At 69.0% G+C, this 18,642-nt stretch carries 20 protein-coding genes; 19 read left to right on the top strand and 1 reads right to left on the bottom strand.

The genetic code is table 11. The features are described 5' to 3' along the window. The first annotated feature begins 43 nt into the window (after positions 1 to 43). The 19 genes from G0D83_RS03790 to G0D83_RS03700 all read left to right on the top strand — a co-directional run bounded on the left by G0D83_RS03790 (position 44) and on the right by G0D83_RS03700 (position 17,480). A complete protein-coding gene (locus tag G0D83_RS03790) occupies positions 44 to 1,729 on the top strand; it encodes a HAMP domain-containing sensor histidine kinase (RefSeq protein ID WP_164189652.1) in 1,686 nt (561 codons plus the stop codon). A 9-nt stretch (positions 1,730 to 1,738) separates the two neighbouring features. Then, complete coding sequence (locus G0D83_RS03785) at positions 1,739 to 2,419, top strand: response regulator transcription factor (RefSeq protein ID WP_164189650.1); 681 nt, start codon at positions 1,739 to 1,741, stop codon at positions 2,417 to 2,419. A 113-nt stretch (positions 2,420 to 2,532) separates the two neighbouring features. Next, on the top strand, positions 2,533 to 2,625 hold the full coding sequence (gene pqqA / locus G0D83_RS03780; RefSeq protein WP_040384855.1) for a pyrroloquinoline quinone precursor peptide PqqA: 93 nt from the start codon (positions 2,533 to 2,535) through the stop codon (positions 2,623 to 2,625). Between the two features lie 22 nt (positions 2,626 to 2,647). Further along, positions 2,648 to 3,547 (top strand): pyrroloquinoline quinone biosynthesis protein PqqB, encoded by a 900-nt coding sequence (pqqB, locus tag G0D83_RS03775; protein ID WP_164189648.1) that lies wholly within the window; start codon positions 2,648 to 2,650, stop codon positions 3,545 to 3,547. Beyond that, positions 3,544 to 4,302, top strand: coding sequence for a pyrroloquinoline-quinone synthase PqqC (gene pqqC / locus G0D83_RS03770; RefSeq protein ID WP_164189646.1), 759 nt, complete (start codon positions 3,544 to 3,546; stop codon positions 4,300 to 4,302). The genes pqqB and pqqC overlap by 4 nt, the downstream gene beginning before the upstream one ends. Beyond that, positions 4,302 to 4,577 carry a pyrroloquinoline quinone biosynthesis peptide chaperone PqqD gene (pqqD, locus tag G0D83_RS03765; protein WP_108970521.1) on the top strand — a complete coding sequence of 92 codons (276 nt, stop codon included), beginning with the start codon at positions 4,302 to 4,304 and terminating at the stop codon, positions 4,575 to 4,577. The genes pqqC and pqqD overlap by 1 nt, the downstream gene beginning before the upstream one ends. 70 nt (positions 4,578 to 4,647) lie before the next feature. Continuing rightward, on the top strand, positions 4,648 to 5,757 hold the full coding sequence (gene pqqE / locus G0D83_RS03760; RefSeq protein ID WP_164189644.1) for a pyrroloquinoline quinone biosynthesis protein PqqE: 1,110 nt from the start codon (positions 4,648 to 4,650) through the stop codon (positions 5,755 to 5,757). A gap of 357 nt (positions 5,758 to 6,114) precedes the next feature. Further along, entirely contained in the window at positions 6,115 to 7,290 is a 1,176-nt protein-coding gene (gene repA / locus G0D83_RS03755; RefSeq protein ID WP_108970519.1) for a plasmid partitioning protein RepA, read from the top strand. Then, positions 7,290 to 8,258 carry a plasmid partitioning protein RepB gene (gene repB, locus G0D83_RS03750; protein ID WP_164189642.1) on the top strand — a complete coding sequence of 323 codons (969 nt, stop codon included), beginning with the start codon at positions 7,290 to 7,292 and terminating at the stop codon, positions 8,256 to 8,258. Before repA ends, repB begins: the two co-directional genes overlap by 1 nt. Before the next feature lie 180 nt (positions 8,259 to 8,438). Further along, complete coding sequence (gene repC / locus G0D83_RS03745) at positions 8,439 to 9,578, top strand: plasmid replication protein RepC (RefSeq protein WP_164189640.1); 1,140 nt, start codon at positions 8,439 to 8,441, stop codon at positions 9,576 to 9,578. 197 nt (positions 9,579 to 9,775) lie between these two features. After that, complete coding sequence (locus G0D83_RS03740; RefSeq protein ID WP_164189638.1) at positions 9,776 to 10,435, top strand: hypothetical protein; 660 nt, start codon at positions 9,776 to 9,778, stop codon at positions 10,433 to 10,435. 134 nt (positions 10,436 to 10,569) lie between these two features. Continuing rightward, entirely contained in the window at positions 10,570 to 11,196 is a 627-nt protein-coding gene (gfa, locus tag G0D83_RS03735; RefSeq protein WP_164189636.1) for an S-(hydroxymethyl)glutathione synthase, read from the top strand. Positions 11,197 to 11,319: 123 nt separating this feature from the next. Beyond that, the gene (locus G0D83_RS03730; protein WP_108970515.1) at positions 11,320 to 12,045 is read left to right on the top strand and encodes a response regulator transcription factor; all 726 of its coding nucleotides are present in this window, start codon (positions 11,320 to 11,322) and stop codon (positions 12,043 to 12,045) included. Positions 12,046 to 12,050: 5 nt separating this feature from the next. Then, positions 12,051 to 13,208: an FIST N-terminal domain-containing protein gene (locus G0D83_RS03725; RefSeq protein ID WP_164189634.1), complete on the top strand. Its 1,158-nt coding sequence runs from the start codon at positions 12,051 to 12,053 to the stop codon at positions 13,206 to 13,208. Continuing rightward, positions 13,205 to 15,430 (top strand): PAS-domain containing protein, encoded by a 2,226-nt coding sequence (locus tag G0D83_RS03720; protein WP_164189632.1) that lies wholly within the window; start codon positions 13,205 to 13,207, stop codon positions 15,428 to 15,430. Before G0D83_RS03725 ends, G0D83_RS03720 begins: the two co-directional genes overlap by 4 nt. Before the next feature lie 96 nt (positions 15,431 to 15,526). Further along, positions 15,527 to 16,198 (top strand): hypothetical protein, encoded by a 672-nt coding sequence (locus G0D83_RS03715; protein WP_164189630.1) that lies wholly within the window; start codon positions 15,527 to 15,529, stop codon positions 16,196 to 16,198. Further along, positions 16,195 to 16,545: a hypothetical protein gene (locus tag G0D83_RS03710; RefSeq protein ID WP_164189628.1), complete on the top strand. Its 351-nt coding sequence runs from the start codon at positions 16,195 to 16,197 to the stop codon at positions 16,543 to 16,545. The genes G0D83_RS03715 and G0D83_RS03710 overlap by 4 nt, the downstream gene beginning before the upstream one ends. A 69-nt stretch (positions 16,546 to 16,614) precedes the next feature. Further along, the gene (locus G0D83_RS03705) at positions 16,615 to 16,965 is read left to right on the top strand and encodes an antitoxin Xre/MbcA/ParS toxin-binding domain-containing protein (protein WP_108970510.1); all 351 of its coding nucleotides are present in this window, start codon (positions 16,615 to 16,617) and stop codon (positions 16,963 to 16,965) included. Further along, positions 16,965 to 17,480, top strand: coding sequence for an RES family NAD+ phosphorylase (locus G0D83_RS03700; RefSeq protein WP_164189626.1), 516 nt, complete (start codon positions 16,965 to 16,967; stop codon positions 17,478 to 17,480). The genes G0D83_RS03705 and G0D83_RS03700 overlap by 1 nt, the downstream gene beginning before the upstream one ends. 52 nt (positions 17,481 to 17,532) lie before the next feature. On the opposite strand, the gene G0D83_RS03695 is transcribed toward G0D83_RS03700, so the two are convergent. Beyond that, entirely contained in the window at positions 17,533 to 18,354 is an 822-nt protein-coding gene (locus G0D83_RS03695) for a quinoprotein dehydrogenase-associated SoxYZ-like carrier (RefSeq protein WP_164189624.1), read from the bottom strand. Positions 18,355 to 18,642 lie beyond the last annotated feature (288 nt).

Below are 18,642 nucleotides of genomic sequence, written 5' to 3'. Positions count from 1 at the left end.
TTCCAGTATCCCCCTGAGTGTTAATATTCGGGTCTCACGATTTATGTCAGTTGCGCCGCACTGCAGCATTGCCCAGAGAACGCGCGCGTTTCTTGGGCGAACGCACATTTTCAAGGCAGACACGGAAGCTCGGCGGCAGGGGGTCGGGCGATCGGGCCTCTCCCTCAAGGCGCGACTGGGACTCGGCGCGGGGCTGCTTGGCCTTGCGACGCTGCTGACCGCGGCGATCATCGTGCTCGGAATGGCCCGGGTCTCGGACCGACTCGATTCGGCGCTGGCGGCCGAGGCGCGGCTCGAGGATTATGCCGCGCTTTCCACGCAGGTCTCTACCTATATCGTCGTCGCCGCCGAGCTGATCCAGCGCGGCCAGCCCCCCGAGACCCGCGCCGCGCGCACCCAGGGCCTCGCCGCGACCCTTGCCCAGACCTTCGCGCGGCTGCGCGCCGGGCTCGACACCGAGGTCGCCGCCGCGCAGGGGCTCGACGCGCAGAGCCGGCGCGCCACGCTCTCGCTCTCCATCGCCCGGATCGAGGCGCTGTTCCACTCGGCGCAGGCCGGGCTGACCTCCGACACCACCGACCCCGCCCGCCTGCGCGCGCATCTCGACACTTTCGCCTCGGGGGTGGACCCGCTGCTTGCCGAGGCGGTGAACGAGGAGCGCCGGCTCCGCCGCGAGATCTTGCGGGGCATCGACGCGCTGCGCCAGCGGCTGGTCTTGGCGGCGTTCGGCATGGGGCTGCTCGCGCTGGCGCTCTCGACGGGGTTCTACTTCGGCCTCGTGCGGCCGCAGTTCCGCCGCCTCGACGCGCTGCGCGCCGCCGCCCGGCGCATCGGGCAGGAGGATTTCGCCATCGCCCTGCCCGGCACCCGCCAGGACGAGATCGGCGCGCTCTACGGCGAAACCAGCCGCATGGCCCAGGCTCTCGCCACCCGCGCCGAGGCGGTGGCCGAGGACCGCGCGCAGCTCAACCAGACCATCGCGCAGCGTACCGAGGCTCTGCGCGCCGCCAACACCCGGCTCGAACGCACCGACGAGGACCGCCGCCGCTTCTTCGCCGACATCAGCCACGAATTGCGCACCCCGCTGACGGTGATCCTGATGGAGGCGCAGCTCGGCAGACAGGGCGCGCCCGCACCCGAGGCCGCCTTTGCCACCATCGAGACCCGTGCCAGCCGCCTCAGCCGACGCATCGACGACCTGCTGCGCGTCGCCCGCTCCGAGACCGGGCAGCTGGCGCTGGACCCGGTGCCGGTCGATCTGGCGGAGCTGGCGCGGGAGGCTGCGGCCGAAACCGCGGCCGAGCTCTCGAACGCCGGGATGCACCTCCTCGGCCCCGACGCCCCCCCTGCCGCGCTGATCGTCGAGGCAGACCGCAACTGGCTGCGGCAGGTGCTGGCGGGGTTGATCCGCAACGCCATCCGCCACGCCCGCAGCGGCGGCGCCCTGAAGCTAGCGCTGCGCGCCGATGGACCCGAGGCGGAAATCACCCTCACCGACAACGGCCCCGGCATCCCGCAAGAGCTGCAGGCCCGGCTCTTCGACCGCTTCGCGCAGGGCGGCGGCGGCACGCGGACACAGGGCTTCGGCCTCGGCCTGCCGCTGGCCCGCTGGGTGATCGAGCAGCAGGGCGGGCACATCGCCATCGAAAGCCCCCTGCCCCGCGCCGAGGCGCTCGGCGGCTCACCCGGGACCAAGATCGCGCTTCGCCTGCCGCGCGCCGCGCGCTAGCCTGCCGCCATGAGCCATGCCCCCCGCCTCCTTGTCGTCGATGACGACCCCGAGATCTGCTCGGCCCTGGCCCGCGGGCTGGGGCTGCACGGCTACGCGGTGGAAACCTGCAACCGCGCCGATCTGGCGCTCGAACGGCTCACCGGGCAGCGCTTCGACGCGGCGGTGATCGACGTCATGCTTGGCGCCGACAGCGGCATCGAGCTGGTGCGCAGCGCCCGCGCCGCCGGGGCGCAGCTTCCGGTGGTCATGCTCTCGGCGCTTTCCGAGGTCGAGCAGCGCGCCGCCGGGCTCGCCGCCGGGGCCGATGACTACGTGGTCAAACCCTTTGCCTTCGACGAGCTCGTCGCGCGCCTCCAGGTGCAGCAGCACCGCGCCGCCGCGATCCGCCCCGAACCCGCGCGCCTGTCGGCCGCGGACCACAGTCTCAGCACCCGCGCCCGCAGCCTGCAGCTCACCGACCGCGAGTTCGCCCTCTTGGCGTTGCTCGCCACCCATGCCGGCACCCCGCTCTCGCGCGGCGAGATCTTCGACCGGCTCTGGGCCGGCGACTCGCGCTCGGAAAACGTCGTTGATGTCTACATCGGTTACCTGCGCAGGAAATTGAAACCTTCGGCAGATTTCGGATTTGATATCATCACCTTGCGGCAGCAGGGCTTCTGCCTCGAGGGCACGCCGCCGATCCGCTGAGCGGCGCGGACACCGACTTTCGTCGCGGCGCTTCTTAGAAGATAAGAGTCGCCCCGCGGACCCCCGAGGCCGCACACTCCTGCCATGGCAACCTGCGAGAGGAGGAGACTTTCATGGCCTGGACGAAACCCGTGATCCGCGAAATCGAGTGCGGCATGGAAATCAACATGTACGGACCCGAGCACGACGACGGGGTGCTGTTCTGATCAGCCGCGCGCGGAGAACGTGATGCAACAGATCCGCGCGCGTATTCTCGGAGCCGCAGCCGGGGGCGGTTTGCCCCAGTGGAACTGCGGCTGCGAGAACTGCCGGATGGCCCGTGCAGGCGACATCCCCGCCCAGACCCAAAGTTCGCTGGCCGTCTCGGCGAATGGCACGGACTGGGCGATCCTCAACGCCTCGCCGGACATCCGTGCGCAGCTCGCCGCCACCGCCGAGCTGCACCCCACCGGGCTGCGCGACATGCCGCTGCGCTCGGTGCTGGTGACCAATGGCGACATCGACCACATCGCCGGGCTCCTGACGCTGCGCGAGATGCAGCGCTTCACGCTCTACGCCACCCCCGGCATCCACGCGGTGATCGCCGAAAACCCGGTCTTCTCGGCGCTCGACAGCGCCGTGGTGCCCCGCGCCGCGCTGGCGCTGGACACGCCCGCCGAGATCGCCCCCGGGCTGAGCGCCACGCTCTTTGCGGTGCCCGGCAAGGTGCCGCTCTACATGGAGGGCGCCGAGGTGGACACCGACCTCATGGGCGAGCAGACCGTGGGCGTCGAGCTGCGTGCGGGCAGCGCCCGCGCCTATTACATCCCCGGCTGCGCCCGGCTCGACGAGAGCCTGCGCGCCCGGCTGACCGGCGCCGCGCTGGTCTTCTTCGACGGCACGCTCTGGCGCGACGACGAGATGATCGCCGCCGGGCTCGGGCAAAAAACCGGCCGCCGCATGGGGCACATGTCAATGAGCGGCCCCGCGGGGTCGATCGCCGCCTTCGACGGGCTCGATCTGGGCCGCAAGGTCTTTGTCCACATGAACAACACCAACCCGGTGCTGCGCCCCGGCGCCCCCGAGCGGGCCGAGGCCGAGGCGGCGGGCTGGACCATAGGCCACGATGGCATGGAGCTGACCGCATGACCGACGCAGAGTCCCGCGCAGACTTCGAGGCCCGCCTCCGCCGCATCGGCGCGACGCGCTACCACGACCTGCACCCCTTCCACCACCGGCTGCACGGCGGGCAGTGCAGCCCCGACGAGGTCCGCGCCTGGGTGATCAACCGCTACTATTACCAGCACTCCATCCCGATGAAGGATGCCGCCTTCATGTCCCGCGTCGAGGATCCCGCCCTGCGCCGCGCCTGGCGCTCGCGGATCGAGGATCACGACGGCACCGAGACCAACGAAGGCGGCATCCGCCGCTGGCTGCGCCTAGCCGAGGCGGTGGGGCTCGACCGCGACTACGTCGCCTCCTGCGAGGGCGTGCTGCCCGCCACCCGTTTCGCCGTCGATGCCTACGTGCGCTTCGTCCGCGACAAGACCCTGCTCGAGGCCGTCGCCGCCTCGCTCACCGAGCTCTTCGCGCCCAAGATCCACGCCTCGCGGATCGAGGGGCTGCTGCAGAACTACGCCTTCGCCGACGAGGCGGCGCTGAGCTACTTCCGCAACCGCCTCAAGGAAGCGCCGAAAGACGTCGCCTTCGGTCTCGACTGGGTGCTGGGCCACGCCGACACCCTCGAGAAACAGGACCAGGCCGCCCGCGCGCTGATCTTCAAGACCGACGTGCTCTGGTCGCAGCTCGACGCGCTCTGGGGCGCCTATGTGGATCCCGCGCGCATCCCCCCCGGCGCCTGGCGCCCCGGCGAAGGTCTGGCCCCCGGCGCCGAGGCCGCCTGATGGATCCCGCCGCCATCCCCGCCCTGCCCCGCGGCGTGCGCCTGCACCACGACCGGGTGCGCGGCGGCTGGGTGCTGCTCGCTCCCGAGCGCGCGGTCACCCTCGACCCCATCGCCCACGCGATCCTTTCCGAGGTCGACGGCACGCGCAGCCTTGCCGAGATCACAGGGATCCTTGCCGCCCGCTACGCCGCGCCGCCCGAACAGATCGCCGCCGACGCCGCCGGCTTCCTGCAGGCGCTGCACGCAAGGCGCTTTCTCGACCTCTCTCCCTGACCCGTCTCCTTTTCAAATACGCAGCGCCCGGCGCCGAGCCCGGGCTGCAGCACAGATCAAAGGCCCCGCCATGACCGCAGCCAAGCCTCCCATCGCGATGCTCGCCGAGCTGACCCACCGCTGCCCGCTGTCCTGCCCCTATTGCTCGAACCCGCTCGAGCTGACGCGCCAGGACGCCGAGCTGTCCACCGCGGAGTGGTCCCGCGTCTTTCGCGAGGCGGCGGATCTCGGCGTGCTGCAGCTTCACCTCTCGGGCGGCGAGCCCGCCGCCCGCCGCGATCTCGAGGAACTCGTGCGCGCCGCGCGCGACGCCGGGCTCTACACGAACCTGATCACCTCCGGCATCGGCCTCAGCGAACGCCGGCTGCGCGCGCTCGACGATGCCGGGCTCGACCATATCCAGCTCAGCCTGCAGGGCACCACGCCCGAGATGGCCGACGAGATCGGCGGCTACCGGGGCGGCTTTGCCCGGAAGCTGCAGGTGGCGCAGTGGATCGGGCAGATCGGCTTTCCGCTGACCCTCAACGCGGTGCTGCACCGGCGCAACCTGCACCAACTTCCCCGCGCGATCGAGATGGCGCTCGAGATGGGCGCACGGCGCATCGAGGTGGCGACGGTGCAATTCCACGGCTGGGCGCTTGAGAACCGCGACGCGCTGATGCCGACGAAGGCGCAGGCCGAAGAGGCCAGCCGCCGCGTCGCCGAGGCGCGGGTCCGGCTGAAGGGGCGGCTGGTGATCGACTACGTGCCCGCCGACTACCATTCCGACTACCCCAAGCGCTGCATGGGCGGCTGGGGCTCGACCGGGCTCAACATCGCGCCCGACGGCACCGTGCTGCCCTGCCATGCCGCGCAGACGATTGCCCACCTGCGCTTCGACAGCGTCCGCGACCGGCCGCTGGCGGCGATCTGGACCGAGGGCGCCGCCTTTGAGGCCTATCGCGGCACCGGCTGGATGCAGGAGCCCTGCGCAAGCTGCGACCGCCGCGAGATCGATTTCGGCGGCTGCCGGTGCCAGGCGATGGCGCTGGCGGGCGACCCCGCCGCCACCGACCCGGTTTGCATCAATTCGCCCCACCATATCGACCTTCATGCCCGCGCCGCCGCCCATGCGCTGGCCGACTCGCCCCTCACCTATCGGCGCGCCCCGGGCAAGCCCGCGACGGAACCCGCCGAATGAGCCGAAACAGCGCCATTTGAGCCTGATTAGAGCCTGTTGCGGGGCGACTCGCCGGCGAGTCGCCCTCCGTGTGCGCAGCGGACCCTGTCGCCGAGACTCCCCATTGGTCGCTCGGACCCGCGTCCAATCGGGAACACACGCACCAGCGACTGGCGCGGGGATGGCAGGTAAAAAGCGCCGCAATTTCAGACAATTATCCGTCACCTTGCGTCCGCGCTGTGAAGAGTCGCAAAATATTGCGGCGGCCCCCCTGCCCTCTTGGCGAAGGAATCTGTGGACAACTCCGCTCTCTCTTGCATAAAGGAACGGTAATAAAAGCGCTGGCGGAAAACAGCGTTACCGAAGATGAGGGCAGCAGTGGCGGAACCGATCCATATCAACGCCCGTGTGCGGGAGAACGCCGAGGCGATCAGCGCGGCGCTCGAGGACCATATGCTCAAGGTCTTCGCCCCCGATGCGCGCAAGGAACTTCGCCGCTTTTCCGCGGGCGAGGCGGCAGAGCTGCTCGGCATCTCGCCGAGCTTCCTGCGCAAGCTGCATTTCGAGAACCGCGTGCCCGAGGTGCATACCACGCCGGGTGGAAGAAGACACTATTCCGGCGAAGATCTGCAGGAAATCCGCAAGACGCTCGACAATACCGCCAAGACCAAGGGCACCTACCTGCGCGGCCGCCGCGAGGGCGACAAGGTGCAGGTGCTGTCCTTCCTCAACTTCAAGGGCGGCTCGGGCAAGACCACCAGCTCGATCCACACCGCGCAGCGTCTGGCACTCAAGGGCTACCGCGTTCTGGCCGTGGACATCGACCCGCAGGCCTCGCTGACCACGCTCTTCGGCTACCGCCCCGAGTATGATTTCCTGCATTCCGGCACGATCTACGACGCGATCCGCTACGACGATCCGGTGCCCATGTCGCAGATCATCCAGAAGACCTATTTCACCGGCATCGACCTGGCGCCGGGCGGGCTGATCCTGCAGGAATTCGAGCATGAGACGCCGCAGGCGCTGATGGCCAACATGCAGCCGCCGTTCTTCGCGCGGATGGCCGCGACGCTGCAGGAGGTCGAGGCCGATTACGACGTGATCATCTTCGATTGTCCGCCGCAGCTTGGCTATCTGACCATGTCGGCGCTCTGCGCCTCGACCGGCGTGCTGATCACCATCGTGCCCAACATGCTGGACATCGCCTCGATGGCGCAATTCCTGCAGATGAGCGCCGATCTGCTCGACGTCGTGTCGAACGCCGGCGCCAGCATGGAGTTCGACTTCCTGCGCTTCCTGATCAACCGTTACGAGCCCAATGACGGGCCGCAGCAGCAGGTGGTGGCCTTCCTGCGCCAACTGTTCGGCGAGGAGGTGATGGTCTCGTCGATGCTGAAATCCACCGCGATCTCGGACGCCGGGCTGACGACTCAGACGCTCTACGAGGTCGACCGCTCGCAGTTCCACCGCAACACCTATGACCGCGCGATCGATTCACTGAATCAAGTCAATGATGAGGTCGAGTCTCTCATTCAGAAAGCATGGGGACGCTGATGGCACGCAAAGGCATTCTGGAACCACGGATTTCCACGCTCGGGGGCGGCGAACGCAAGCCGAGCCCGGCCGACTCGCGGATGATGCCGCGCGGCGCCGTCGGCGCGCTGCAGAGCTCGCTGTCGAAACTTCAGGAAAACGCCGTTCAGGAGATCGACGCCGATCTCATCGACGACGCCGGTTTCGAAGACCGTCTCGGCCTAGACCCCGCCGCACAGGACCAGCTCAAGGAAAGCCTGCAGACCTATGGTCAGCAGGTGCCGGTGCTTCTGCGCCCGCATCCCAAGACCAACGGCCGCTTCGAGATCGTTTACGGCCGACGCCGCCTCGGGGCGCTGCGCGAGCTGGGGATGAAGGTCAAGGCGATGGTCCGCCAGCTCGACGACCACGCGCTGGTCATGGCGCAGGGCCAGGAAAACACCTCGCGGCAGGATCTCAGCTTCGTGGAAAAGGCGAGCTTCGCGGCCCAGCTGCAGGATTCGGGCTATGACCGGCAGACAATCGCCGCGGCGCTGTCGATCGACCTGCCGATGGTGAGCCGGATGCTGAAGGTGGGCACGGCCTTTGCCCTGCCCTTCCTGCGCCGCATCGGCTCGGCCCCAAGCATCGGCCGCGACCGCTGGATGGCGCTGGCCAAGGCGCTGCAGGACGCGGCCGCGAGCGCGCGCGCCGAGGACGCCATGAGGCACCCCAATTTCGAGGCGCTGGATTCCGACGCCCGCTTCGAAGCGGTTTATGCCGCGACGCAGCGCAAGGCGAGCGCGCCCAAGGCCCCTGCCCCGCGGCCGCGCAGCCTGCGTTCCCGCGACGGCATGGCGCTGGCAGAGGTGCGCAGCACCTCGCGCGGATTGACTCTGACGGTGCCCTCGCGCACTGCAGACGGCTTCGACCGGTGGCTCGACTCGCAGGCCGAAGCCATCATCACCGAACTTCACGACCGCTGGCAAAGCACCCGGTCGGAAGACTGAGAGCAGGATAACAGGAACGGAGGCACGAGAGGACAGGCGACAAAAAGAAAAGCCCCCCAGGACGGATCCCGGAAGGCCCTTCTCGAAAGTAGCACTTTGAGTTAGCCGCCAGCACCGGTCCCTGTCAACTCCGCATCTCGGTGTGGGGCAGGAATTTTGTTGTCTTTCGTGAAAATTCACATGCAGGACACGTCCCGACACCCGGTCGGGCGGCCGCTATCGGCTTGCCTGACGGCGCAGGTCGGCTCCCACGACAAGTGGGCGCTGCTGCGCGATCTGACCATTGCTGCCGAGGACTTCGGTCTCGGCCACCGCCCGCTGTCCGTGCTGAAGGCACTGCTCAGCTTCTGGCCGGAGCGCGAGCTGCCCGGCACGCCCGGCGGGGCCATCGTCTTCCCCTCGAACCGGGCGCTGTCCGAGCGGCTCTCGGGCATGCCAGAGAGCACGCTGCGGCGGCACCTTGCCGCGCTGACCGCGCGCGGGATCATCCACCGTCACGACAGCGCCAATGGCAAGCGCTTCGCCCGCCAGGCCGGGTCCGAGATCGGCGTCGCCTTCGGCTTCGATCTCTCCCCCCTGGCCCGTGCTGCCTCTGCGCTCGAGCGGGCGGTCACCGAGGCCACCCTGCGCCGCGAACGCATCGCTGTGCTGCGCGCCAGGCTCGGCATGCTGCGCCAGCGGCTGCTCGAGACGGGCGCGCCCGAAGAGCTTCTCGAGGCCGCCCGCCTGCTGCTGCGCCGCAAGTGCTCCGAGGACGTTCTGACCGCGATTGTCAGCCGTCTCGAGGCCGAGCTTCCGACCGAGACGCCCGACGACATCCCCGCGCTGACAGTCTCCGATCCCGCCCCATTGAGCGCCAGCAACACCCAAAATGAGCGGCACATACAGGAATCAGATAGATCCTATTCTGACTCTGAGAACGCGCAGCAGCCAAAGGTGACGCGCCTGGAAACTGCCGAACCTGCAGAGAAGGACACGCGCCTGACCGTCCCGATGATCGCAGAGACCTGCCGGGAGTACCGCGCCTTCTTCCCGGATGCGCCAAAGGGCTGGCACGAACTGGTGGCGATCTCGCAGAGGCTTGCGCCGATGATGGGAATAGAGCCGCCGGTGCTGCACGAAGCGCAGCGGATCATGGGCCCGGAAAGGGCCGCGGCAACCCTGCTGTGCCTGCTCGAACGCCACGCGCAGATCCGCAAGCCCGGCGCCTATCTCAGGCGGCTGACACAGATGGCGCAGAGGGGCTCTTTCTCCGTCTTCTCGCTGCTCTCGGCCCTGTCGCGCCGGCCCGATGCGGGAAATTGTCAGCTGACAATCTGAAAATGCGCATGTTTTCAGGGGGTTGAAAATATGGCCCTCTGGCAAGTTTTTGCGGGTTCGCCGGGGCTGCGACCATGGGCTGTGTTCCGGCGCCCTGCCCGCTTCGGCTAGATTGTCCTCATCTCTTTGGTGCAGCGGCTGAGCCGCCGCGCCGAAGCGCCCGCCGCCCGCTTTGGGCCCTGACCAAGGAAGTCCAGATGACCCGCTCCCTGCACGTCCCCGGTGCAAGCCTCAGAGCGACCGAGCTCGTCGCGCTGCGCGAAACCGCGCGGGAGCATTTCCATCCGTGGTTCGCCGGGGACTGGCCCGGTGCGGTGCTGGTGGCGGACTTCCGGCCCTCGATGCTGAGCGGTCAACTCAGGGCCTTCCGCTCGGTGGCGGCGGCCGAGGCGCTGGCGCTGATCGGCTGGCGCGTGGTGCAGGACGGCGGCTGGGTCGCGCTTCTGGCGCTTGGCGCGAGCGCGCCGGTGGTGGTGCCCTCCGCCCAGGGCGAGCCCGGCATGCGGGAGATCATCACCGGTCTTGTCGCCGCGCATGAGGCGGCCGAAGCCATGGCGCTCGCCGGCAGTTTCGACGACCCGCCGCTGGTGCCGGGGCTCGGCGCGCTTGACGCGCTGGCGCTGCCCGGCGCGGGGCTGGTGATTGCCTCGGGCTTCGAGATGCCCGGCCAGGGGCTGGGGGCGCGGCTCGAGGCGCTGTGCCGGGCGCATCTGTTGCGGCTGCTGCATGTCACCGACGGCAAGGATGGCGATCCCGATCCGCAGTGCGGCCTCGTGGCGCTCGATGCGAACCTGCCGCCGGAACAGGTCGCGCCCTATCTCGGCCAGGCGCTGCGCCGGGCCTGCCCGTACGGCTGACAATCCGCCTCCGAGCGCGGGCGAGGGGGCGCCGAGCCGATACGAATGGTTGCATTGCCAGAGCCCGGACGAGGCCGCACCCTTGCGCCACGGGTCCGCAGGGAGGCGGGCGCGCATGGGAGGAGCCATAGGAAATGGGAATTCTCGACAAATTGTTCGGCGGGGACGAGTCCCCGTCCACGCCGCAGTTCAGCCATGTGAAGATTCATCCGCAGGTGGACGGCGGCATCACCCCGGCACGGCCCGATTTTGCCGGCGGCACGCTCAGGTGCAAATGCAGCAGCGATCCCGTCGTGGTCCGCATCGGCGCGCAGACGGCGCACAATCACGTCTGCGGCTGCACCAAGTGCTGGAAGCCCGACGGCGCGGTGTTCAGCCAGATCGCCGTGGTCGCGCGGGACCAGGTCGAGGTGCTCGAGAATGCGGACAAGCTCGAGGTGGTGGATGCCTCGGCTACGATCCAGCGCCACGCCTGCAAGGGCTGCGGCGTGCATATGTACGGCCGCATCGAGAACACTGGTCACCCGTTCCACGGGCTCGACTTCGTGCACACGGAATTGTCGTCCGAGGAGGGATGGGCACCGGCGGAATTTGCCGCCTTCGTCTCTTCGATCATCGAATCCGGCGTCGATCCGTCCCGCATGGACGAGATCCGCGGCCGGCTGCGCGAGCTGGGGCTCGAGCCCTACGACTGCCTCTCGCCGCCGTTGATGGACGCCATCGCCACCCATGTGGCCAAACAGAGCGGGGCGCTCTCCTAGCACGGGGTCCCACGCGCGCCCCGCGGACGTCGGCGCGGAGGCGCGCGTTCCTTGACCTTGGGGAACAACACCGTTGCGCGAGTGAAATTTCATGCGCTACCTTCTTCGTGGGAGGAGAGTTCAATGAAAGACATGCAAGATGCGGCTGCATCGGGCACGATTGGGCCTGTTCTGATCGTCGACGATCATCCGCTCTACAGCGACGCGCTGGACGCCGCCTTGCGGATGGTGTTCCCGGAATGTCAGCCGTCCAAGGCGCAGACCCTCGGCGCGGCGCTCGATCTGCTGGCGCAGGGGCTCGCCCCCGATCTGGTGATGTTCGACCTCAAGCTGCCGGATGTCTGCGGCATTTCCGGGTTCCAGCGTCTGCACGAGGCGCTGCCCGAGGTGCCGGTGCTGGTGATCTCTTCGCTCACCTCGGTGCAGGTGGTGCAGGCGCTGATGGAGGAGGGGGCCGCGGGCTTCCTGCCCAAGGACGCCCCGACACCGCTGCTGCGCGAGGCGCTTCGCGAGATCGCCGCCGGTCGGCGCTACGTGCACGCGGGGTACCTGGGCGAGACCGTGAGCGAGGCCGAGGCGCCGCCTTTCGAGGCGATGCACCCCAAGCTCGCAGAGCTGACGCCGCAGCAGAAACGCATCATGAAACTGATCTGCGCCGGTAAGCCCAACAAGCAGATCGCTTATGAACTCGATCTCGCCGAGGCTACGGTGAAGGCGCATATCACCGCGCTCCTGCGCCGGCTCGGGGTGCAGAACCGGACGCAGGCGGCGGTGCTGGTCGAGAGCTCGCAGCCCGCCACGACCATCGGTGCCGCGGATGCCGATGCCCAAGCCTTCCTGAGCCGCTGACCCATATGGCGCCAGACCGCCTGTTGCCGCGCTTCGTCCGCATCGCGGTCTCGTACCGGACCGAGGCCGCGGGTGCCGTCCGCGAAGCGCTGGCGGTGCTCGACCTGTCGGACACGTGCTTCATCCTCGCCTTCATGCCCGAGGGGCTGGTGCTGGACGCCGTGGCGCAGGCGCTCGAAGAGGGGGCGGGCGGGGTTCCGGTCTTTGGCTGCACCACTGCCGGGACGATCACCCAGGAGGGCTACGAGACCGGGGCGCTGCTGCTGCTGGCCTTCCCGCGCGAGCATTTCCGCTGCGCCTCGATGCTGATCTCGCCTCTGAAACCCTTGCTGATGAAATCCATTGCCTCGGAGGTGCGCAGCCACGCGGGGCGCTTCCGCCGCACCGCCGGCTGGAACCGGCTGGCCCTGATCTTTGCCGACGGGCTCGCGAAGCAAGAAGAGATGCTGGTTGCCACGCTCGAGGCGGCGCTTGGCGAGGTGCCGGTCTTCGGCGGCTCGGCGGGAGACAATCTTGCCTTCAAGGAGACCTTCGTGCTGCACGACGGGCGTTTCCACAGCAATGCGGCCGTTCTCCTTCTGGTTGAAACGGATCTCGAGTTCCGTGGCCTCGGCTTCGACCATTTCCTGCCCACCGACGAGCAGATGGTGGTGACCCGCGCGCTGCCCGAGGAGCGGCTGGTGTTCGAGATCAACGGTGCTCCCGCGGCGCTGGAATACGCGCGGATCGTCGGCGTGCCGGTCGAGCGGCTGTCGCCGCAGGTCTTTGCCGAGAACCCGATGCTTGTGCGGCAGAACATGAACTACCACGTGCGCGCGGTGCATGGCGCGCCGAGCTCGCACGCGCTGTCCTTCCTCGGGGCGATCGACGACGGGCTGATCCTGACGCTGGGCCGGGGCAAGGAGATCCTCGAGACGCTCGAGCACGAGCTCGACGTCACCGGCCCGCAGGACGCGCCGCCGGATTTCGTGCTCGGCTTCGACTGCGTGCTGCGCAAGCTTGAGATCGAGCAGAAGCAGCTCGCCCCGGCGGTGAGCGAGATCTTCCGGCGGCGCCGGGTGCTGGGGTTCAACACCTACGGCGAGCAGCATTGCGGGGTCCATGTGAACCAGACCTTCGTCGGCGTCGCCTTCTTCGAGCCGGGGAGGCGCGATTTCGCATGATCGACCCCAACGAGCCGCTCGAGAACCAGGTCGCCCGGCAGGCGAAGATCATCGACGCGCTGATCCGCCGTGCCAACCGGCAGCACGAGATCGGCAGCACCGCCTATGGCGCGTTCCAGTCGGCCATTGCTCTGCAGGCGCAGGTCTGGGCCAAGACCCGCGATCTCGAGCTGACCACGGATGCGCTGCGCCACGCCCGGCACGATTCAGAGCGGATGCGCAAGAACCTCGCCGATGCGCTGGCGGCGCTCGATGGCGGGGTGGCGCTGTTCACCGGCGGGCGGCTCGAGGTCTGCAACGACAACTTCCAGCGGCTGCTGCCCGACATCTCCGAGCAGCTTCGGCCGGGGCTCGAGATCGGCGCCTGTCTCTCGGCCATGGCCAGGAGCGCGCATCTGGTGAGCGTCGAGGGCAGCTTCGACGCGGCGCTGGCACAGGCGCGGCGGGGCAGGGCAGGGGCCTCGGTGGTGTCTTTGGTGATCGAGCTGACCGGCGACCGCTGGTACCAGATCAACCTGCAGCGCACGAGCGACGAGAACATCGTGCTGCTGCTCACCGAGATGACCGCCATCCTGCGCCGCAACCGGTCCGAGAAGGAAAGCCTGATCGACCGGCAGGCGGACTACCTGCAGGCGGTCTTCGAGAACATGACATCGGGGGTCTGCACGTTTTCGCCCGAGGGCGCGGTGATGATGTTCAACCAGCAGTTCCGCCAGCTTCTGGGGCTGCCCTACACGGTGCTGCAAAAGGGGGTCGAGCTGGCGCGGATGCTCGATTACGTCGCCCAGCATGGGCTGATCACCGAGGCCGCCGAGCATGACATCGCCCATTGGCTCGACCGGCTGGAGCGGCAGGGGCGGTTGCGGCGGCGGCTGCGCCATGCCTCGGGGCGGATGCTGGACCTGCACGCTCACCGGCTGCCCGATGGCGGGGTGCTGCTGGAGCTGAAGGACGTGACGCTGGAAACCCGCGCCACGGTGATGCTCGAGAACCGGGTGATCGAGCGCACCGCCGAGCTGACCCGCGCCAACGCGCAGCTGCGCCTGCAGTTCGAGGAAATGGCCCGGGTCGAGGAAGAGCTGCGGCTGGCCAAGGAGCGGGCCGAGGCGGCGGTCTCGTCGAAGACCCGCTTTCTTGCCGCCGCCAGCCACGACCTGCTGCAGCCGATCAACGCAGCCAAGCTGCTCATCGCGACCCTGCTCGATGCCGCGGTCAACACGCGCTTTGCGCCGACGGTGGAGCGGCTCGAAGGCTCGTTCACCTCGATCGAGCAGCTGCTGCATTCATTGCTCGACATCTCGCGGCTCGAGAGCGCCGACAAGGCGCTGACCCCCTCCGAGCTTTGCCTTGGCACGCTGATGCGCAGCGTCTGGGAGGATCAGGTGCCGGTGGCGCAGCGCCGCGGCGTGCGGCTCGACGTGGTGCCGAGCATGGTCTTCGTGCGCTCCGATCCGGTCTACCTGCTGCGCTCGATCCAGAACCTCGTGGTCAACGCGCTGCAATACACCCCAGAGGGCGGCCGGGTGCTGGTCGGCTGCCGGCGCCGCGGCGGGCGCATCGAGCTGCAGGTCTGGGACACCGGCATCGGCATCTCGCGCAAGGACCAGAAGCGCATCTTCGAGGAGTTCGCCCGGGCCGACAACGTGCCGCTCGGCTCGGGGGTGGGGCTGGGGCTGTCGATCGTCGACCGGACCTGCCGCCAGCTCGGCCACCAGGTGCGGGTGCGCTCCAAGCCCGGCGCGGGCTCGGTCTTCAGCATCGAGATGGAGGTGGTCGAGGGCCGCCGCGCCGCGCCCGAAGACGACCGCGAGCGCGCCCCGGCCGTGGCCTACGAGATGGACCACATCGTGCTGCTGGTGGAGAACGACCCGGACGTGCTCTTCGCCTTCTCGCAAAAGCTCGAGCAATGGGGCGCGAGCGTGCTGGCGGCGCGCTCGATCTCCGAGGCGCTGGGGCACGTGCGCGACATGGGCATGCCGCCGGACATCATCCTCGCCGACTACCAGCTTGACGGCGGCGAGACCGGCGACGTGGCGATCGCCGAGATCCGCCGCGCCAGCGGGGCGCAGGTGCCGGCGATCATGATCACCGCCAACCGCGGCAACGGGCTTCTGAAAAAGGGCGCGGCACAGGGGTTCTCGGTGCTGACCAAGCCGGTGCAGCTGGCCCGGCTGCGCTCGCTGATCGACTGGAAGGTGCGCTGGCAGTCGCCGGAGGTCTAGGGTGCGACGTGGCGGGCACCGACAAAAGTCGGCAATGACAGGCAGGGCAGGGGGGGTAGGCTGCGCACTGGGAGACCACGCGGGAGGAGTCGCGCCATGCGCAGGAAACTGGCCCTAATTGCCGTGCTGGGGGCGCTCGCGCTGCCCGCAGCCGCGGCCACCACCGAGGCGGAGCAGACCTATGAGCTGCTGTTCAAGGAAGGCACGCTCGACAGCATCGCTGCCGGCTCGGTGCTGCATTACAGCCGCGCCGTGCAGAACGGCGTGCTGCCCGAGGCGGCCGAGACCGGCAGCGGCGAGATCGCGCTCTCGTTCGAGCAGACGCCCGAGGCGCGGATCGCCAACCTGCAGTTCCTGAAGGACGGCAAGCACCGCAACCTCGGCAGCTTCCCGGCCAGCGTCGGCAACCCGATGATCATGTATTTCTACGAGACGGTGATCCGCGACATGGCCGAGACCGCCGGCGGCTCGCCCTTCTACATCCGCAACCGGATCAAGGAGTCGCTGGTGCGCCCCGCCGAGGTCGAGACCGGGCAGGCCAGCTACGGCAGCAAGACCATCGAGACGCGCACCGTTACCCTGCGCCCGTTTGCCGAGGATCCGAACCGGGCGCGGATGATGGGCTTCGGCGATCTCGAGCTGCGGGTCACCATGTCCGAGGCGGTGCCGGGCTGGTACCTGAGCCTGATCGCCGAGGCGCCGGGCGCCGAGGGCGCGCAGGGGGGCTATCTTTCGGAGCTGCGCTTCGACGAGGTGGCGGCGCAATGATCCGGCTGGTTCTGGTGCTGGCGCTCTGCGCCCCGGCGGCGCTCTCGGCGCAGGGAGTGGCCGAGCGGCTCAACGACTACCCGACCGAGGTGCGCGCCGACTACGTCTTCGGCTGCATGGCCGCGAACGGCCAGAGCCGCGAGAACCTGCGCAAATGCGCCTGCTCGATCGACGAGATCGCCGCCATCCTGCCCTATGATAAATACGTCGAGGCCGAGACGGTGCTGTCGCTTCGGCTCACCGGCGGCGAGCGCATGGCGATCTTCAACAGCTCGGCCATGGCCGATGGCATCGTCGCAGAGTTGCGCCGGGCACAGGCCGAGGCCGAGGTGGTCTGCTTCTTCTGACCGCAAGGGTTGACCTCTTCCGCTTCGCCACCCATATTGACGCGTATCACGTCATAATGGGTGGCAGGCATGGATCTTCGCGGTGTTTCGGATGATGGGCTCTTTGCCCCGCGGCTGATGGCGCAGAGCCTGCGCACCACGGTGGACGAGATCGCCCAGACCGCCGGGCTCGGGCGCGACGCGCTGACCAGGGCGAACCGGGTGGGCAACCCGCGCACCCAGAAGCGCCTGCGCGAGATGGTCGAGATCGTCAACCGCGTCGCGCCGCGCTTCGGCTCGGACCTGCTGGCCTATGCCTGGTACCGTTCGGCGCCGCTTTCGGGCTTTGGTGAGGCGACGGCGATGCAGCTTGTGCGCGATGGCCACGCCGACTGGGTGCACCTCTATCTCGACAGGCTCGACGCCGGCATCCCCGCCTGATGCAGTTCCGCGGCACGCTCTACCGCGCGCTCTCGCCCTACTGGGCTTACCGCCCCTTGTCGGGTGAGGGGGCCGAGCGCTTCGGCGGGCGCTTCAACCGGGTCGGCCGGGCGGCGCTCTACCTTGCCGACAGCGTCGAGACGGCACTGAACGAGGTGCAGCAGGCCGGGCAGTTCGCCCCGGTGACGCTGGTGGCGGTGGAGGCCGATCTCGATCCGCTTTTTGACGCCTGCGACGTGGCGGCGCTGGCGCAGATCGGCGCACGGCCCGAGGATCTGGCCCTGCCCGACTGGGCGGCGCGGCAGGCGATGCAGGGCAGCGCGCCGACGCAGGACCTGGCGGAGCGGGTGCTGGCGATGGGCTATTGCGGCATGCGCGTGCCGAGCTTTGCGCCCGGCGCCCGCGCGGCGGCACGCAACCTCGTGCTCTGGCGCTGGGGAGAGGCGCTGCCGCACCGGCTGCGGCTCATCGACGACGACAACCGCCTGCGCCATCCGCCCGCGCCGCCATCCTGAGACCCGTGCTGAGCCCTGTCCTGAGCGCCTATGTGCACGCGGGCGCGGGGCCCTAGCCGCCCGCTTTCGGCAGCTCCGAGTCGAAGACGTTCCCCTCGGTGTCGGTCGCGGTCACCCGCAGCGCCGGTGCGCCGTTGTCGGCGTAGGTGAACCGGAAGGCGGGGTTTTCCGAGATGGAGATGCCGCCGTCCATGGCGAAGAGCATCTCCTGTCCCTGCCAGACCTCGAGATGGTCGATGAAATGCGCGGGGATGAAGAGCTGGGTGATCTGGTCGCGCTGCAGCCCCGAGAAGTTGGGATGGCGGATCTGGATCTGCGCCTCGCGCCGGGCGGTGGACTGCTGCGGGGCGTGGTCCTCGGCCGGGCCGAAAAGCCGCAGCTTCATCCGTCCCAGATCGGCCAGCGCCTCGTCTCCTGCCTTGCTGGCCGGGGCCGAGCAGCCGCCCGAGGCCTTCACGTAGCGCCCGTCCATGCGCAGTCCCTGCGGTGTCTCGGCGATCACCCGCACGTTGGAATAGGCGTTCACCCGCAGCCGCAGCTCGAAATCGAGCGGCGCCATGGCGCTGCCGAAGGTGAAGCTGCCGGCAACCGGCGAGGGATTCTCGTCGATCACCACCGTGGCGCGCTCGATCGGCAGCGACGGGTCGGTCTGCACGATGTGCAGCGGCACGGTGGCGGCGTCCTCGGCGCGGTAGGGGGCCTCGACGGTGAAGAGGCCGCCCGCGGGGGTGATGGCGGCGTCGCCGGTGATGTCGGGGCGCAGCTCCTCCCAGGTGGGACTGTCCTGCAACGGCGTGCCGGCGGTCTCGGCGGCCTGCACGGGCAGGGCGAGGGCGGCGGCGATCAGGGCGGCGGGGATGGTTTGGCGCGGCATGGGGCTCCTCCTGGACCGGGTCGGGTCTGGGTCGCGGCAGTCTAGGCCGCGGCGGGGCAGGGGGCTACCGAGCGCAAGGTCGGTATGGATCGCGCCGCGCCGGGGCGCGAGGCTTGGCCCGACACGGCGCGTGGTGAAACGGGAGGCGGCATGTTCGAGGCCATCGTGATGCTCTGCGCGGGGCTGGCGGGCGAGCCGCCCTGCCGCGCCGCGCTGCTGCCGGGCTTTGAGGCGGCAGACCGGGCGGGCTGCGTCGCCGCGCTCGAGGCGCGTCCCGTGGCGGGCGCC

The sequence above is a fragment of the Salipiger sp. PrR003 genome (assembly GCF_010500785.1).
Taxonomy (GTDB): domain Bacteria; phylum Pseudomonadota; class Alphaproteobacteria; order Rhodobacterales; family Rhodobacteraceae; genus Salipiger; species Salipiger pacificus_A.
This window is presented reverse-complemented; position numbering and strand designations above follow the sequence as displayed.

Bases quoted from the DNA above. Each gene is read 5' to 3' on its own strand.
- G0D83_RS03695 (WP_164189624.1), bottom strand. From the start codon at position 18,354: ATGCCGCGCCAAACCATCCCCGCCGCCCTGATCGCCGCCGCCCTCGCC.
- G0D83_RS03730 (WP_108970515.1), top strand. From the start codon at position 11,320: ATGAAAGACATGCAAGATGCGGCTGCATCGGGCACGATTGGGCCTGTT.
- pqqB (WP_164189648.1), top strand. From the start codon at position 2,648: ATGCAACAGATCCGCGCGCGTATTCTCGGAGCCGCAGCCGGGGGCGGT.
- pqqD (WP_108970521.1), top strand. From the start codon at position 4,302: ATGGATCCCGCCGCCATCCCCGCCCTGCCCCGCGGCGTGCGCCTGCAC.
- pqqA (WP_040384855.1), top strand. From the start codon at position 2,533: ATGGCCTGGACGAAACCCGTGATCCGCGAAATCGAGTGCGGCATGGAA.
- G0D83_RS03790 (WP_164189652.1), top strand. From the start codon at position 44: ATGTCAGTTGCGCCGCACTGCAGCATTGCCCAGAGAACGCGCGCGTTT.
- G0D83_RS03710 (WP_164189628.1), top strand. From the start codon at position 16,195: ATGATCCGGCTGGTTCTGGTGCTGGCGCTCTGCGCCCCGGCGGCGCTC.
- G0D83_RS03725 (WP_164189634.1), top strand. From the start codon at position 12,051: ATGGCGCCAGACCGCCTGTTGCCGCGCTTCGTCCGCATCGCGGTCTCG.
- pqqE (WP_164189644.1), top strand. From the start codon at position 4,648: ATGACCGCAGCCAAGCCTCCCATCGCGATGCTCGCCGAGCTGACCCAC.
- G0D83_RS03785 (WP_164189650.1), top strand. From the start codon at position 1,739: ATGAGCCATGCCCCCCGCCTCCTTGTCGTCGATGACGACCCCGAGATC.
- pqqC (WP_164189646.1), top strand. From the start codon at position 3,544: ATGACCGACGCAGAGTCCCGCGCAGACTTCGAGGCCCGCCTCCGCCGC.
- G0D83_RS03720 (WP_164189632.1), top strand. From the start codon at position 13,205: ATGATCGACCCCAACGAGCCGCTCGAGAACCAGGTCGCCCGGCAGGCG.
- G0D83_RS03715 (WP_164189630.1), top strand. From the start codon at position 15,527: ATGCGCAGGAAACTGGCCCTAATTGCCGTGCTGGGGGCGCTCGCGCTG.
- gfa (WP_164189636.1), top strand. From the start codon at position 10,570: ATGGGAATTCTCGACAAATTGTTCGGCGGGGACGAGTCCCCGTCCACG.
- G0D83_RS03740 (WP_164189638.1), top strand. From the start codon at position 9,776: ATGACCCGCTCCCTGCACGTCCCCGGTGCAAGCCTCAGAGCGACCGAG.
- G0D83_RS03700 (WP_164189626.1), top strand. From the start codon at position 16,965: ATGCAGTTCCGCGGCACGCTCTACCGCGCGCTCTCGCCCTACTGGGCT.
- repB (WP_164189642.1), top strand. From the start codon at position 7,290: ATGGCACGCAAAGGCATTCTGGAACCACGGATTTCCACGCTCGGGGGC.
- G0D83_RS03705 (WP_108970510.1), top strand. From the start codon at position 16,615: ATGGATCTTCGCGGTGTTTCGGATGATGGGCTCTTTGCCCCGCGGCTG.
- repC (WP_164189640.1), top strand. From the start codon at position 8,439: ATGCAGGACACGTCCCGACACCCGGTCGGGCGGCCGCTATCGGCTTGC.